The sequence below is a fragment of the Mycobacterium sp. E787 genome, assembly GCF_001668725.1.
Lineage (GTDB): Bacteria > Actinomycetota > Actinomycetes > Mycobacteriales > Mycobacteriaceae > Mycobacterium.
Genome location: NZ_LZKL01000033.1, coordinates 79600 through 93775 on the forward strand (window position 1 = coordinate 79600; position 14176 = coordinate 93775).

Below are 14176 nucleotides of genomic sequence, written 5' to 3' on the forward strand. Positions count from 1 at the left end.
TCGCGGGCGTCAGAGCGGGCGCAGGACGATCGGCATGCCGTCCTTGGGCACCGGCATGCCGCCGTAGTCCCACTCCGCCCGGTATCCCGGGTGCGGCAACTCCAGCCGATACCGGCGCAGCAGGCGGTGCAGGATCGTCTTGATCTCCAACTGGCCGAACACCATCCCGATGCACTTGTGGGCGCCGCCGCCGAACGGGGCGAACGCGTAGCGGTGCCGCTTGTGCTCGTTGCGCGGCTCGGTGAACCGCTCCGGGTCGAACCGCAGCGGGTCCGTCCAGAGTTCCGGCAGCCGGTGGTTCATCCCGGGATACGCGATGACGTTCGTGCCCTTGGGGATGTAGTAGCCCAGCAGGTCCGTGTCACGAACCGTCTGCCGCATGGCCCACTGCACCGGCGTCACCAGCCGGATCGACTCGTTCATCACCAAGTCCAGCGACTCCAGCTTCTCCAGCGAGTCGATGTCGAGCGGCCCGTCGCCGATGAGGCGGTCCGACTCGTCGCGGCAGCGTTCCTGCCACTCCGGGTGGGCGGCAAGCTGGTAGATCATCGTCGTCGCGGTCGACGTCGACGTGTCGTGCGCCGCCATCATCAAAAAGATCATGTGGTTGACGATGTCCTCGTCGGAGAACTTGTTGCCGTCCTCGTCCTCGGTTTCGCACAACACCGACAGCAGGTCGTTGCCGTTCTTGCCGCGCTGCTCCTTGACCCGCTCGCGGAAGTAGTTCTCCAGCAGTTCGCGCGCCTTGAGGCCACGCCACCAGGTGAACGGCGGCACGGGGGTCCGGATGATCGCGTTGCCGGCGCGGGTGGTGATCGCGAAAGCCCGGTTCACCTTGGTCACCAGCTCGCGGTCGGTGCCCGGCTCGTGGCCCATGAACACCATCGACGCGATGTCGAGGGTCAACTCCTTCATCGCCGGATAGAGAAGGAAGCGCGCGTCGTTGACCACCCAGTCGTCGGCGACGGTCCGCGAGACCACCTTGTCCATCTGTTCGACGTAGGAGACCAGCCGGGACCGGACGAACGCCTCCTGCATGATCCGCCGGTGGAACATGTGCTCTTCGAAGTCCAGCAGCATCAGGCCGCGGTGGAAGAACGGCCCGATCACCGGGACCCAGCCCTGCTGCGAGTAGTCCTTGTTGCGGTTGGAGTAGATGACCTGCGCGGCGTCCGGGCCCAGCGCGGCGACGCCCGGCAGCACGGGCGAGTCACCGAACACGACCGGGCCCTTGGTCTGGTAGAGGAACAACAGGTAGTCCGGTCCGCCGCGCAGCATCTCGATGATGTGCCCCAGGACCGGCAGCCCGGCGTCACCGAGGACCGGCTTGAGCCCGCTGCCCGCCGGCGGGTCGGCGAGCTTGTGCTCGGGGAATTGCGTGTTCAGCAGCCGGCGTTCGACCAGCCTCATGCCGGGAAAGTTGTTGAACGACGGCGTCAGCCGGCGCCGCGCCTGGTCGAGCAGGTAGTGCGGGGTGCTGATGGTGGCGGCCATGAGGCTCCTTTGCGCTCCTGTGCAAGCCCGGGGGACGGGTGACAGCGGTCACTGATCCACATCCTTCGGGAAAAACTTGACGGCTGTCAAGTTTGCTTTTCCGACGGCGTGGTGCAAGGTCGTGGGGGTGAGCAGTCACGCCGCCGACGCGCCGGGCGAACCCGCGACGCGCCGGCGCGGCGACAAGCACCGGCAGGCGATCATGCAGGCGGTGCGCGAGCTGTTGCAGGAGAAACCGTTCGCGGAGCTGTCCGTCAGCACCATCAGCGAGCGGGCGGGCGTCGCGCGATCCGGCTTCTACTTCTACTTCGACTCCAAGTACTCCGTGCTGGCCCAGATCGTGGCCGACGCGACCGAGGAACTCGAGGAGCTGACGCAGTATTTCGCCCCCCGCCAGCCGGGGGAGTCGCCGGAGCAGTTCGCCAAGCGGATGGTCCGCAGCGCCGCGGCGGTTTACGCCCACAACGACCCGGTGATGACGGCCTGCAACGTGTCCCGCTACACCGACATCGAGATCCGCGACATTCTGGAGCGGCAGTTCGAGGTGGTGCTCCGCCAGATCGCGGCGGTGGTCGAGGCCGAGATGACAGCCGGCACCGCCAACCCGATCAGCGACGACATCCCCACCCTGGTGCGCACCCTGGCGGGCACCACGTCCTTGATGCTCACGGGTGACTCCATCCTGGTCGGTCCCGAAGACGACCCGGAGCGCCGGGTCCGCGTGCTCGAGCAACTGTGGCTGCATTCGCTCTGGGGTGGCGGCCACAGCTGACGCGGTAGGGTCACGGCCATGGCGGGGAAGGCGGCTGAGCGGTACTTCGAGGGAAAGCGTTGCCTGGTCACCGGGGCGGCCAGCGGCATCGGCCGCGCGACCGCCCTGCGGTTGGCGGCGCAGGGCGCCGAGCTCTTTTTGACCGACCGCAACGCGGACGGCCTCGAGCTGACCGTGGCCGACGCCCGCGCCCTCGGCGCACGGGTGCCCGTGCACCGCACGCTCGACATCTCCGACTACCACCAGGTGGCGGCGTTCGCCTCCGACATCCACGCCGGGCATCCGAGCATGGACGTCGTGCTGAACATCGCCGGCGTATCGGCGTGGGGCACCGTAGACCGGCTGACCCACGAGCAGTGGAGCAAGATGATCGCGATCAACCTGATGGGTCCGATCCACGTCATCGAGACGTTCGTCCCGCCGATGGTGGCCGCCGGGCGGGGCGGGCGTCTGGTCAACGTGTCGTCGGCGGCCGGGCTGGTCGCGTTGCCGTGGCACGCCGCCTACAGCGCAAGCAAATTCGGGCTGCGTGGCCTGTCCGAGGTGCTGCGCTTCGACCTGGCCCGCCAGGGCATCGGGGTGTCGGTCGTGGTGCCGGGCGCGGTGCGGACGCCGCTGGTCGACACCGTCGAGATCGCGGGCGTCGACCGCCAGGACCCCGGCGTCGCGCGCTGGGTGGACCGCTTCAGCGGCCACGCCGTGTCGCCGGAGCGGGCGGCCGAGAAGATCCTGTCCGGGGTGGCAAAGAACCGGTACCTCATCTACACGTCGCCGGACATCCGCGCGCTGTACGCGTTCAAGCGGCTGGCCTGGTGGCCCTACAGCGTGGCGATGCGTCAGGTCAACGTCATCTTCACGCGCGCGCTGCGCCCCGCCCCGGTGTCATCCCGGCATGGCCAGCTCGAGTCGCACCCCGAGTAGCCGCACCGGGCGGTCCAGCTCGAAGAGGTCCAGGACGCGCAGGGCGGCGTCGACGATCTCGTGCGCGTCGGTGGTGGGCGCGGGCAGCTTGCGTATCTTGGTGCGGGTGTAGAACGTCGCGGTCCGCACGGTGACGGCGACGCGGGTGACGATCCGCCCCCCGGCCAGCACGTCGTCCAGCGCTTGGCGCGCCAATTCCGTTACCGCCGAATCCATCTCGGCCCGATCGGTGAGGTCGCGCGGGAAGGTGACGACGTGGCTGCGCGAGCGCGGGATCCAGGGTTCGGCGCTGACGTCGGCGTCCCCGCCGCCCTTGGCCAGCAGCAGCAGCCACAGGCCGGTGCGCGGCCCGAAGGTGGACGTCAGCAGCTCCGCGTCGGCGTGCGCAAGTTCCCGCACCGTGGTGATGCCAAGGGCCGCAAGCTTTTTCGCCGTCTTGGGGCCCACGCCCCACAGCGCGTCGACCGGCCGGTCCGCCATCACCGTCATCCAGTTGGCATCGGTGAGGGCGAAGACGCCGGCCGGTTTGGCGAAGCCGGTGGCGACCTTGGCGCGCTGCTTGTTGTCGCTGATGCCGACCGAGCAGGACAGCCCCGTTTCCGACGAGACGACCGTCCGGATCTGCTCGGCGACCTCGATGGGGTCGTGGTCCGACACGGCCACGTAGGCCTCGTCCCAGCCCCACACCTCGACCGGGTGGCCCAGGTCGCGCAACAAACCCATCACCTCGTCGGAGGCCGCGTCGTAGGCCGCCGGATCCGACGGCAGGAACGTGGCCTCGGGGCAGCGGCGGGCGGCGGTGCGCAACGGCATGCCCGCATGCACACCGAACTCGCGGGCCTCGTAGGAGGCGCACGTGACCACCTTGCGCGGTTCGGCCGGGTCGCCGCTGCCACCGACGATCACCGGCAGCCCGGCCAAATCCGGATGGCGACGCAGCTCGACGGACGCCAGGAACTGGTCCAGGTCCACGTGCAGGATCCAGCCCGTCATCGCCCGCACAGCTTGCGCGCCAGGCATTCCCACGCGTCGCCCAGCGTCTCGAGAGTGTGGCCGCCTTCGGCCAGTCGATGCTCCACGTAATCCGGGTCGAGCAGGGCCAGCAGCGCGTCGGTCTGGACGCCCAGATTGCCGGTGGTGTGCGCCGAGGCCAGCAACAGTCGCACGTGGGTGCGCAGGACCGTGGCCGGTGCGTTGTAGCGATTGCGGGGGTCGCGGTTGGCCTCCGACAGCAGCGCATGGTGGGTGTGCACAAACCGGATCCGCTCCCGCCCGAACGCCACCAGGCGATCGATGGGCGGCGCATCGGGTCCCAGGGGCGGGGGACCGAAGAGGAAAGCCTGCTGGCTGGCCCGTTCGTCCTCGTCGAGCAGCACCATCATCAGGCCGGCCCGGCTGCCGAACCGGCGGAACAGGGTGCCCTTGCCGACGCCCGCGGCCGCGGCGACGTCGTCCATGGTGATGGCGTCGGCGCCGCGCTCGGCGACCAGGGCGCGGGCGGCCTCGAGCAACAGGGCGCGGTTGCGCGCCGCATCGCCCCGCTCCTGGTGCGCGGACACGGGCAACTCGCCCAACGGCTCGACGGCTCTCACTCCTGCACTTTAACGCCGCCGGAATAAAACGGACTAGAGTCCGGTTGGGGCATGCGAGAATGAGGACCTATGACCGAAGGGAACGAAACAGTGGCAGACACCAAAGTCTTGGCGTTAGTCGGCAGCTTGCGGGCGGCGTCGATCAACCGCCAGATCGCCGAGTTGGCCGGGTCCGTCGCCCCGGACGGCGTCACCGTCACGATTTTCGAAGGGCTGCATGAGCTGCCGTTCTACAACGAAGAGATCGACGACGCGATGACCGCCGACGCCTCGCCGCTGACCCCGGTGGTTGCGCTGCGCGCCGCGGCGGCCGACGCCGACGCCGCCCTGGTGGTCACGCCGGAGTACAACGGCAGCATTCCGGCGGTCATCAAGAACGCGATCGACTGGCTGTCCCGCCCATTTGGGGACAGCGCGCTGAAGGGCAAGCCGCTGGCCGTCATCGGGGGTTCCTTCGGGCAGTACGGCGGGGTTTGGGCGCACGACGAGACCCGCAAGTCGTTCGGGATCGCGGGCGCTCGCGTGGTCGAGGCGATCAAGCTGTCGGTGCCGTTCAAGACGCTCGACGGTCGGGCGCCCGCCGAACACCCCGAGCTGACGGCGAACGTGCGCGACGTTCTGGGCAAGCTCGCCGCGGAAGTGGGCTGACTCCGGCGATAGCCGGCAAGCCGCTCGCCGCCCACGTTCCGGTCACCGGGCCGCTTTGCTGGCGGTCGGCCGGAGGGCGGCGCGGCCGGCCGGTCGCTTCCGGCCTTGTCGGTGGCCGCTGTTATACCGGTGGGCATGGGCATCCCTGACCTCGATGTGATCTGCGACACGCCGGGCGCGTGTCGTGTCGAGGCCTTACGACCAGGGAATTTCAAAATTGTTATTCAGAACATCTTGTATCTGGACAACTTGTCGGCCACTAGGTGTAGTGTTTCGAGCACCGGCAGATCCCAGGCTCCCCAGGCCGGCCGGGCTTGGGGGACCTCCCCTAATCGGCTTGAAGACGTCGAAGGCAGCGCCTTCGGCTCCCAGGGCCGCTCGACGGGAATCTCGGAGTCTGGCGGGCCGCTGAACACCAGTGAAGACGCAGTTTGTTGCAGTACCCCAGCAGTTGCCAGTCCGTGACACGTTCCCATCTTCCGCAAAGGAGCGGCATCCATGACCATCACCGTCTACACCAAGCCGGCATGCGTGCAGTGCAGCGCCACCTTCAAGGCCCTGGACAAGCAGGGCCTCGCCTACCAGAAGGTCGACATCTCGCTGGACGCAGAGTCGCGGGACTACGTGATGGCGCTGGGCTACCTGCAGGCACCCGTGGTGGTCGCCGGCAACGACCACTGGTCGGGTTTCCGGCCCGACCGCATCAAGGCGCTCGCGGGGTCGGCGCTCAGCGCCTGAGCAGCAGCGGTAGACGTCAGGTAAGGAGGTTGCGGTGCAGTCGCGCAACCTGGTCTATTTCTCCTCCGTGTCGGAGAACACCCACCGCTTCGTCCAGAAGCTCGGTGTTCCCGCCACGCGGATACCGCTGCACGGGCGCATCGAGGTCGACGAGCCCTACGTCCTGATCGTTCCGACCTACGGCGGCGGCCGGGCCACACCGGACCTCAACGCGGGGGGCTACGTCCCCAAGCAGGTCATCGCTTTCTTGAACAACGAGCACAACCGGTCGTTGATCCGGGGCGTCATCGCCGCGGGCAACAACAACTTCGGGGCCGAATTCGCCTACGCGGGCAACGTGATCTCCCGCAAGTGCGGCGTCCCCTACCTCTACCGCTTCGAACTGATGGGAACCCCGGACGACGTGGATGCCGTCCGCGCGGGCCTGGCTGAATTCTGGAAGGAACAGACGTGCCACCAACGGTCACTGCAGAGCCTGTAACGTCCGGCGCGCACGCGCTGCCCGGTGAGACGGACTACCACGCGCTGAACGCGATGCTCAACCTGTACGACGCGGACGGCAGGATTCAGTTCGACAAGGACGTTCTCGCCGCGCGGCAGTACTTCCTGCAGCACGTCAACCAGAACACCGTCTTCTTCCACAACCAGGACGAGAAGCTCGACTACCTGATCCGCGAAAACTATTACGAGCGCGAGGTTCTCGACCAGTACTCGCGCAACTTCGTCAAGTCGCTGCTGGACCGCGCCTACGCCAAGAAGTTCCGCTTCCCGACGTTCCTCGGCGCGTTCAAGTACTACACTTCCTACACGCTGAAGACGTTCGACGGGAAGCGATACCTGGAGCGCTTCGAGGACCGGGTCGTGATGGTCGCGCTGACGCTGGCGTCCGGCGACACGGGCCTGGCCGAAAAGCTGGTCGACGAGATCATCGACGGCCGGTTCCAGCCGGCCACCCCGACCTTTCTCAACTCGGGCAAAAAGCAACGCGGAGAGCCGGTCTCGTGCTTTTTGCTTCGCATCGAGGACAACATGGAGTCGATCGGGCGATCGATCAACTCCGCGCTGCAGCTGTCCAAGCGCGGCGGGGGAGTGGCCTTGCTGCTCAGCAACATTCGCGAGCACGGCGCCCCGATCAAGAACATCGAGAACCAGTCCTCGGGCGTCATCCCCATCATGAAGCTGCTCGAGGATTCGTTCTCCTACGCCAACCAGCTGGGGGCGCGTCAGGGCGCCGGCGCGGTGTACCTGCACGCGCATCACCCCGACATCTACCGCTTCCTGGACACCAAGCGGGAGAACGCCGACGAGAAGATCCGGATCAAGACGCTTTCGCTCGGTGTCGTGATCCCCGACATCACCTTCGAGCTGGCCAAGAAGAACGAGGACATGTACCTGTTCTCGCCGTACGACGTCGAACGGGTCTACGGCGTGCCGTTCGCCGACATCTCGGTGACCGAGAAGTACTACGAGATGGTCGACGACGCGCGCATCCGCAAGACGAAGATCAAGGCGCGGGAGTTCTTCCAGACGCTGGCGGAGCTGCAGTTCGAGTCGGGTTATCCGTACATCATGTTCGAGGACACGGTGAACCGGGCCAATCCGATCGAGGGCAAGATCACGCACTCGAACCTGTGCTCGGAGATCCTGCAGGTGTCCACGCCGTCGCTGTTCAACGAGGACCTGTCGTATGCCCAAGTGGGCAAGGATATTTCGTGCAACCTGGGGTCGCTGAACATCGCCAAGACGATGGACTCGCCGGACTTCGCCCAGACGATCGAGGTGGCGATCCGCGCCCTGACCGCGGTGAGCGACCAGACCCACATCTGGTCGGTGCCGTCAATCGAGCAGGGCAACAACGACTCCCACGCCATCGGGCTGGGGCAGATGAACCTGCACGGGTACCTGGCCCGCGAGGGTATCTTCTACGGTTCCGAGGAAGGCATCGACTTCACCAACATCTACTTCTACACGGTGCTCTACCACGCCCTGCGGGCGTCCAACCGCATCGCGATCGAACGCGGCACGCGTTTCAAGGGTTTCGAGAAGTCCAAATACGCGTCGGGGGAGTTCTTCGACAAGTACACCGAGCAGGTCTGGGAGCCGGCGACCGACAAGGTGCGCCAGCTGTTCGCCGACGCCGAGATCCGCATCCCCACCCAGGACGACTGGAAGCGGCTGAAGGAATCGGTCCAAGCGCACGGCATCTACAACCAGAACCTGCAGGCGGTGCCGCCGACCGGGTCGATCTCCTACATCAACCACTCGACGAGCTCGATCCACCCCATCGTGTCGAAGGTCGAGATCCGCAAGGAAGGCAAGATCGGGCGGGTCTACTACCCGGCGCCCTACATGACCAACGACAACCTGGAGTACTACCAGGACGCCTACGAGATCGGCTACGAGAAGATCATCGACACCTACGCGGCGGCCACCCAGCACGTGGACCAGGGGCTTTCGCTGACGCTGTTCTTCAAGGACACCGCCACCACCCGCGACGTGAACAAGGCGCAGATCTACGCCTGGCGCAAGGGAATCAAGACGCTGTACTACATCCGGCTGCGGCAGATGGCGCTGGAGGGCACCGAGGTCGAGGGCTGCGTCTCCTGCATGCTGTAGCGCGGCGCCGGTAGCAGATGAACGCCGTCACCGCTCACCCCATCGTCGACGCTGTGCTGCGGCGCCATAGGGATGCGCTAGGTGCTGACCTGCCCGCGTATCGCAACCATGTCTATCGCGGACTGACCTACCACCAGGAACTGTCGGGCGGCCCCCTGCCCGACTGGGCCGCGCTCGCATGGGCGGTGCACGACCTGGGCATCTGGACCGCGGGCACCTTCGACTACCTGGAGCCCTCGGCCGACCTCGCGTCGGGGTTGGCCGGCGAGTTCGGCATCGGCGAAGTCGGCCACGCGCGAAGGATGATCACCGAACATCACAAGCTGCGCGCCGTCGGCGACCCGATGAGCGAGGCGTTTCGCATTGCCGACCGCATCGACGTCAGCCGTGGTCTCCTGACCGGTTCCCTCGAGCGATCGTTCGTCAAAGGGATCGTGCGGGAATTGCCCTACCTGGGTTTTCATGCCTTCCTGGTGCGCGGCCTCACCGGCTACGCGGTCACCCACCCACGACGGCCGTTTCCGATGCTGCGATGGTGAACCGCCCGGCAGCAAGAGCGCCGTCCGCCCAGGTCAGCGGGTCCTACGCGGTATGGTGCTTGATGTGGTGAGAATGCCTCGGCCTTCGAGACCGCATCCCAGCGTGAAGCCAGGGGTGAAGGTCGACGCGCGCAGCGAACGGTGGCGCGAACACCGCAAGAAGGTGCGCGGCGAAATCGTCGAGGCGGCGTTTCGCGCCATCGACCGCCTGGGGCCCGACCTGAGCGTGCGGGAGATCGCCGAGGAGGCCGGCACCGCCAAGCCGAAGATCTACCGGCACTTCCACGACAAGTCCGATCTGTTCCAGGCGATCGGGGAGCGCCTGCGCGACATGTTGTGGGGGGCGATCTTCCCGTCGATCGACCTGAAGACCGACTCGGCCCGCGAGGTGATCCGGCGCGCCGTCGAGGAGTACGTCATCCTCGTCGACAAGCACCCCAACGTGCTGCGGGTCTTCATTCAGGGCCGCTCGGCGGCGAGTCCCCAGATCCTCGAGGAGGGCCGCGGCATCACCCTGGCCGTGGCCGACATGTTCGACAACGAGCTGCGCGAGATGGAGCTGGACCACGCGGCGGTCGAGCTGGCCGGGCACGCGGCGTTCGGCTCGGCGGCCTCGGCCACCGAGTGGTGGTTGGGGCCCGATCCCGACAGCCCGCGGCGCATGCCGCGGGACCAGTTCGTCGCGCACCTGACGACGATCATGATGGGTGTGATCGTCGGCACGGCGGAAGTGCTCGGCATCTCGATGGACCCTGACCAGCCGATCCACAGCGTGGTGCCCTCCAAGCCCGCCGCGAGCTGAGGACTTTTGGCACGTTGACACCGCCGCGGCGATCGTCAACACTCGTGCCATCCGATACCCTGGGTACCGGGTATTTGCGTTAGCCAACAGGAAGACCGACCATCGTGACCGATGCCATGACACATGTTGAGCCGACTCAGGCGCACGAGCCGGTGCACACCCGCGCCCTGATCATCGGGACCGGCTTCTCCGGTCTCGGCATGGCGATCGCGCTGCAGAAGCAGGGCTTCAGCGGGCAAGACTTCGTCATCCTGGAGAAGGCCGGCGACATCGGGGGCACCTGGCGCGACAACAGCTACCCCGGCTGCGCGTGCGACATCCCCTCGCACCTCTACTCCTTCTCGTTCGAGCCCAAGCCCGACTGGAAGAACCCGTTCTCCTACCAGCCCGAGATCTGGGACTACCTGCAGCGAGTCACCGACAAATACGGGCTGCGCCGCTACATCGTCTTCAACTCGCTGGTGGATCGCGGCCACTGGGACGACGACGAGAACCGCTGGCACGTGTTCACCGCCGACGGGCGCGAATACGTCGCCCAGTTCCTGATCTCCGGGGCGGGCGCGCTGCACATCCCGGCGTTCCCCGACATCGAGGGCCGCGACGGATTCCGGGGCCCTGCTTTCCATTCCGCGCAGTGGGACCACAGCGTCGACCTGACCGGCAAGCGGGTGGCGATCATCGGCACCGGCGCCAGTGCGATCCAGATCGTGCCCGAGATCGTCGGGCAGGTCGCCGAACTGCAGCTCTACCAGCGCACCCCGCCCTGGGTGGTGCCCCGCTCCAACCCGGACCTGCCGGTGGCCCTGCGCCGCGCCATGGAGAACATCCCCGGGCTGCGCGCACTGACGAGGCTGGGGATCTACTGGGCCCAGGAGGCGCTGGCGTACGGCATGACCCAGCGGCCCAACGCGCTGAAGGTCATCGAGGCGTACGCCAAATACAACATCCGCCGGTCGGTGAAGGACCGCGAGCTGCGCCGCAAACTGACCCCCCACTACCGCATCGGCTGCAAGCGAATCCTGAACTCCTCCACCTATTACGGTGCGGTCGCGGACCCGAAGACCCAATTGATCACCGAGGGCATCCGCCGCATCACGCCGGACGGGATCGTCACCGCCGACGGCCGGGAGCACAAGGCGGACGTGATCGTCTATGCCACCGGCTTCCACGTCACCGACTCCTACACCTACGTCCAGATCAAGGGGCGGCACGGGGAGGACCTGGTCGACCGCTGGAACCGCGAGGGCATCGGCGCCCACCGCGGCATCACCGTCGCCGACGTGCCCAACCTCTTCTTCCTGCTGGGACCCAACACCGGGCTCGGGCACAACTCGGTGGTGTTCATGATCGAATCCCAGATCCATTACGTCGCCGACGCGATCAAGACCTGCGACAAGATGGGCGCGCAGGCGCTCGCCCCCACCCGCGAGGCGCAGGACGCCTTCAACGACGAGCTGCAACGTAAGCTGTCGCACTCGGTGTGGAACACCGGCGGCTGCGCCAGCTGGTATCTCGACGAACACGGCAAGAACACGGTGCTGTGGGGCGGATACACCTGGCAATACTGGCGCGCGACCCGTTCGGTCAAGCCCGACGAGTACCGGTTCTTCGGGGTCGGCAAGGGCTCACCGGCCAAGCGATCGGCGCCGGCCGCCGTGAACTGACCGCGGCGCCCGTCGTACGGGGGCGTCGGGCCGCAGGCCTGGGTGCCGGTGCGACACAATCGAAAGCGCTATGTGGAGTAGTCAGTCCGTCCGGAAAAGGCTCGCACGCGCCGAAGAGTCGCCCGCACCGATCGCCCCGCCCGACACCTTCGACGACGGCGAGATCGCGGCGATGCTGCGCGAACTCGGCCTTGCGATGATCGAGATGATGCACCCGACGCATCTGGTGCGGGGGCGCCTGCGGCGCGTCATCGTCCGCTACACGACCAAAGACGTGCGGATCGTGGTGTTGCCGACGGTCATGCTCATCCAGTTGGGCAACGAGAGTTACGAGATCGACGTGACCAGGCCGGCGGGCTTCCGATTGGATCTGGCCGGACGCATCGACGAGATCACCCGCCTGGCCACACTCGGCGCCATCGCGCCGGCGGACGCGGTGGCCGCGCTGGCCGAGGCCCGCGCGATGCCGCCGCGCTTCAACCCGCTGCTGACGGTGGGCGGCTACGTGATCACCACACTGGGCTTCGGCATGATCATCAACCCGACGTGGGCGTCGCTGTGGGGGCACGCGTTTCTCGGGGCGGTCGTCGGCGTGATTCTGCTTGCGGCACGGTTCGTTCCGGCGTTGAACGCCATCGCGCCGACCCTGGCGGCGATGACCGTGACGGTGTTGGCCACCTGGTTTGTCGCCGACGCCGCCAACGACGGCCTGATGCGGGTGATCGCGCCCTCGCTGGTGGCGATGCTGCCCGGGCTGGCGTTGACGGTCGGTGCGATGGAGCTGGCGGGATCGGAGATCATCGCCGGCGCGAGCCGCCTCATCTACGGCGTCGTCCAGTTGATGCTGCTGGTGTTCGGGGTGGCGCTGGGCGTGGCGCTGGCGGGCAACGTCGCACCCCAGCAACCCTCGCCGCAAATCGGCCCCTGGGGTTTTTATGTGGCGATCCTGGTGATCGGCGTCGGGCTGTACGTCTACCTGTCCGCGCCGCGCGGATCGCTGGTCTGGTTGACCCTGGCGGTCGCCGCGGCGCTGATCGGGCAGAAGCTCGGCAGTTTGTTTCTGACCCCGGCGCACGCGGGCGCGCTAGGGGCCGCACTCGTCCTGCCGGTTGCGCTGATCGCCGCGCGTCTCAAACACGCACCGCCGGCCCTGGTGATGGTGCTGGCGGCGTTTTGGTCGCTGGTGCCCGGAGCGTTGAGCTTCGAGACGCTGTCGCAGGCCGCCACCGGCGGACCCGCCGATCTTTCAACGTTGATCAGCGCGGTCGCGACGGTGTTCTCGATCGCGCTGGGCACCCTGATCAGCTGGAGTGTCGTCAACTCCGTGCTGCTGGGGCGACGCGGCGTTCGGTCCGCGTCGCGGGCTTTGTGAGGCGCGCCCGGTCAGGACCAGCGCTGCAAAAGGTCGGTGAAGGCCTTCGCGGCCGCGTCCACGCCGGCGTCGTCATTCGTGGCCACCAGATCCAGCAGCAGGCCGCGGGTGACGGCCAGCCCGAGCCTGGCCAGCGCGCCGTCATAGGCGACACCGGCGGCGGCCGACTCGACCTCGCGCAGCCACCCGTCCACGGCGCCGGGGACCAGTCGCGTGAACGGCTCTTCGCCCTGGGCGGCGCGCGCATAGCACTCGAAGAAGAGCCGTTCGAGTTGGCGCAGTTCGGGGCGACGAAGGTCGGCCCACATCGCGGCGAAGCCGTCGGCCGGATCGTGCGGCAGGCCGGGGACGAGGGCCAGCTGGCGGCGCTCGGCCTCCTCGACGATCGCGATCAGCAGGTCTTCGCGAGAACCGAAGTGGTGCAACAACATCCGGTGACTGGTGCCGACCGCGGCGGCGACATCGCGGAGCGAACGGTTGCCGATGCCGTTGGCGGCGAACTCGTCGAAGAGTGCGTGCAGCAGTTCGCGGCGCCGTTCGGTGTCAGGCGTGCGGGCCATGGGCGCGGCTGAGCTGCTCAGACCGGGCCTTGAGGCCCTCGGCCTCGAGCTTGAGGTAGCGCTTGGTCCGCTTGACCGTCAACCGGCCGACCAGCGCGCCGAGCACACCTCGCTGATCGAGCTCCTGGCGCACGCACGCCCGGCCGCCGGGTAGGGCGGTGACGTGGTGGCGGGCGGTCACCAGCACGCCGGGGGCGCGGTATGCCCACGTCCAGGAGGCGCCGGGTTGGATCTCGGTGACCTGCCATACCAGCTTCTGCATGCCGGGTTGTTTGATCGCGAACCGCCTGCCGACGGCCAGGGCGGAGCCGTCCCGCCCGGTCAGGGACGTCACTGATGGGGTCCACTCGGGCCAGCGTTCGACGTCGCTGAAGACGTCCCATACGACCTGCGGCGCTGCGTCGATGTCGATGCTGTCTGCGGTAATCATGTACCAAATGGTACATAAACCGCCGGGC

15 protein-coding genes are annotated in these 14176 nt (G+C 67.3%); 10 read left to right on the forward strand and 5 right to left on the reverse strand.

The features are described 5' to 3' along the window. Nucleotides 1–9: 9 nt before the first annotated feature. Nucleotides 10–1494, reverse strand: coding sequence for a cytochrome P450 (locus A5705_RS06030; RefSeq protein WP_068276175.1), 1485 nt, complete (start codon nt 1492–1494; stop codon nt 10–12). Between the two features lie 127 nt (nt 1495–1621). On the opposite strand from A5705_RS06030, the gene A5705_RS06035 reads away from it, so the two are divergent. Together A5705_RS06035 and A5705_RS06040 are read left to right on the forward strand one after the other, a co-directional pair. Beyond that, the gene (locus A5705_RS06035) at nt 1622–2266 is read left to right on the forward strand and encodes a TetR/AcrR family transcriptional regulator (RefSeq protein WP_067879892.1); all 645 of its coding nucleotides are present in this window, start codon (nt 1622–1624) and stop codon (nt 2264–2266) included. Nucleotides 2267–2284: 18 nt separating this feature from the next. Next, nucleotides 2285–3187, forward strand: a complete 903-nt coding sequence (locus A5705_RS06040; RefSeq protein ID WP_067879895.1) for an SDR family oxidoreductase — start codon at nt 2285–2287, stop codon at nt 3185–3187. On the opposite strand, the gene A5705_RS06045 is transcribed toward A5705_RS06040, so the two are convergent. Next, on the reverse strand, nt 3149–4180 hold the full coding sequence (locus tag A5705_RS06045) for a DNA polymerase IV (protein ID WP_067880000.1): 1032 nt from the start codon (nt 4178–4180) through the stop codon (nt 3149–3151). The two genes, A5705_RS06040 and A5705_RS06045, sit on opposite strands and share 39 nt — an antisense overlap. Then, the gene (locus tag A5705_RS06050; RefSeq protein ID WP_067879898.1) at nt 4177–4779 is read right to left on the reverse strand and encodes a TetR/AcrR family transcriptional regulator; all 603 of its coding nucleotides are present in this window, start codon (nt 4777–4779) and stop codon (nt 4177–4179) included. The genes A5705_RS06045 and A5705_RS06050 overlap by 4 nt, the downstream gene beginning before the upstream one ends. A gap of 69 nt (nt 4780–4848) precedes the next feature. Between A5705_RS06050 and A5705_RS06055 the strand changes: the two genes are divergently transcribed. The 8 genes from A5705_RS06055 to A5705_RS06090 all read left to right on the forward strand — a co-directional run bounded on the left by A5705_RS06055 (nt 4849) and on the right by A5705_RS06090 (nt 13158). Further along, nucleotides 4849–5427, forward strand: coding sequence for an NAD(P)H-dependent oxidoreductase (locus tag A5705_RS06055; protein ID WP_067879901.1), 579 nt, complete (start codon nt 4849–4851; stop codon nt 5425–5427). A gap of 498 nt (nt 5428–5925) precedes the next feature. Then, nucleotides 5926–6165 (forward strand): redoxin NrdH, encoded by a 240-nt coding sequence (locus A5705_RS06060; RefSeq protein WP_067879906.1) that lies wholly within the window; start codon nt 5926–5928, stop codon nt 6163–6165. A gap of 34 nt (nt 6166–6199) precedes the next feature. After that, nucleotides 6200–6646 carry a class Ib ribonucleoside-diphosphate reductase assembly flavoprotein NrdI gene (gene nrdI / locus A5705_RS06065; RefSeq protein ID WP_068276178.1) on the forward strand — a complete coding sequence of 149 codons (447 nt, stop codon included), beginning with the start codon at nt 6200–6202 and terminating at the stop codon, nt 6644–6646. After that, the gene (gene nrdE / locus A5705_RS06070; RefSeq protein ID WP_082956321.1) at nt 6616–8781 is read left to right on the forward strand and encodes a class 1b ribonucleoside-diphosphate reductase subunit alpha; all 2166 of its coding nucleotides are present in this window, start codon (nt 6616–6618) and stop codon (nt 8779–8781) included. Before nrdI ends, nrdE begins: the two co-directional genes overlap by 31 nt. Before the next feature lie 17 nt (nt 8782–8798). Then, complete coding sequence (locus A5705_RS06075) at nt 8799–9320, forward strand: hypothetical protein (protein WP_068276184.1); 522 nt, start codon at nt 8799–8801, stop codon at nt 9318–9320. Nucleotides 9321–9393: 73 nt separating this feature from the next. After that, entirely contained in the window at nt 9394–10122 is a 729-nt protein-coding gene (locus tag A5705_RS06080) for a TetR/AcrR family transcriptional regulator (RefSeq protein WP_068276187.1), read from the forward strand. A gap of 116 nt (nt 10123–10238) precedes the next feature. Beyond that, nucleotides 10239–11786, forward strand: a complete 1548-nt coding sequence (locus A5705_RS06085; protein WP_082956322.1) for an NAD(P)/FAD-dependent oxidoreductase — start codon at nt 10239–10241, stop codon at nt 11784–11786. 70 nt (nt 11787–11856) lie between these two features. Then, nucleotides 11857–13158: a threonine/serine exporter family protein gene (locus A5705_RS06090; protein ID WP_068276193.1), complete on the forward strand. Its 1302-nt coding sequence runs from the start codon at nt 11857–11859 to the stop codon at nt 13156–13158. Between the two features lie 11 nt (nt 13159–13169). Here the strand turns inward: A5705_RS06090 and A5705_RS06095 are convergent, their stop codons facing one another. Both A5705_RS06095 and A5705_RS06100 read right to left on the reverse strand, forming a co-directional pair. Then, nucleotides 13170–13718, reverse strand: a complete 549-nt coding sequence (locus tag A5705_RS06095; RefSeq protein ID WP_068276197.1) for a TetR/AcrR family transcriptional regulator — start codon at nt 13716–13718, stop codon at nt 13170–13172. Continuing rightward, nucleotides 13702–14148, reverse strand: a complete 447-nt coding sequence (locus A5705_RS06100; RefSeq protein WP_068276200.1) for an SRPBCC family protein — start codon at nt 14146–14148, stop codon at nt 13702–13704. The genes A5705_RS06095 and A5705_RS06100 overlap by 17 nt, the downstream gene beginning before the upstream one ends. Nucleotides 14149–14176 lie beyond the last annotated feature (28 nt).

Bases quoted from the DNA above. Each gene is read 5' to 3' on its own strand.
- A5705_RS06030 (WP_068276175.1), bottom strand. From the start codon at position 1,494: ATGGCCGCCACCATCAGCACCCCGCACTACCTGCTCGACCAGGCGCGG.
- A5705_RS06090 (WP_068276193.1), top strand. From the start codon at position 11,857: ATGTGGAGTAGTCAGTCCGTCCGGAAAAGGCTCGCACGCGCCGAAGAG.
- A5705_RS06075 (WP_068276184.1), top strand. From the start codon at position 8,799: ATGAACGCCGTCACCGCTCACCCCATCGTCGACGCTGTGCTGCGGCGC.
- A5705_RS06055 (WP_067879901.1), top strand. From the start codon at position 4,849: ATGACCGAAGGGAACGAAACAGTGGCAGACACCAAAGTCTTGGCGTTA.
- A5705_RS06085 (WP_082956322.1), top strand. From the start codon at position 10,239: ATGACACATGTTGAGCCGACTCAGGCGCACGAGCCGGTGCACACCCGC.
- A5705_RS06100 (WP_068276200.1), bottom strand. From the start codon at position 14,148: ATGATTACCGCAGACAGCATCGACATCGACGCAGCGCCGCAGGTCGTA.
- A5705_RS06080 (WP_068276187.1), top strand. From the start codon at position 9,394: ATGCCTCGGCCTTCGAGACCGCATCCCAGCGTGAAGCCAGGGGTGAAG.
- A5705_RS06095 (WP_068276197.1), bottom strand. From the start codon at position 13,718: ATGGCCCGCACGCCTGACACCGAACGGCGCCGCGAACTGCTGCACGCA.
- A5705_RS06045 (WP_067880000.1), bottom strand. From the start codon at position 4,180: ATGACGGGCTGGATCCTGCACGTGGACCTGGACCAGTTCCTGGCGTCC.
- A5705_RS06040 (WP_067879895.1), top strand. From the start codon at position 2,285: ATGGCGGGGAAGGCGGCTGAGCGGTACTTCGAGGGAAAGCGTTGCCTG.
- A5705_RS06060 (WP_067879906.1), top strand. From the start codon at position 5,926: ATGACCATCACCGTCTACACCAAGCCGGCATGCGTGCAGTGCAGCGCC.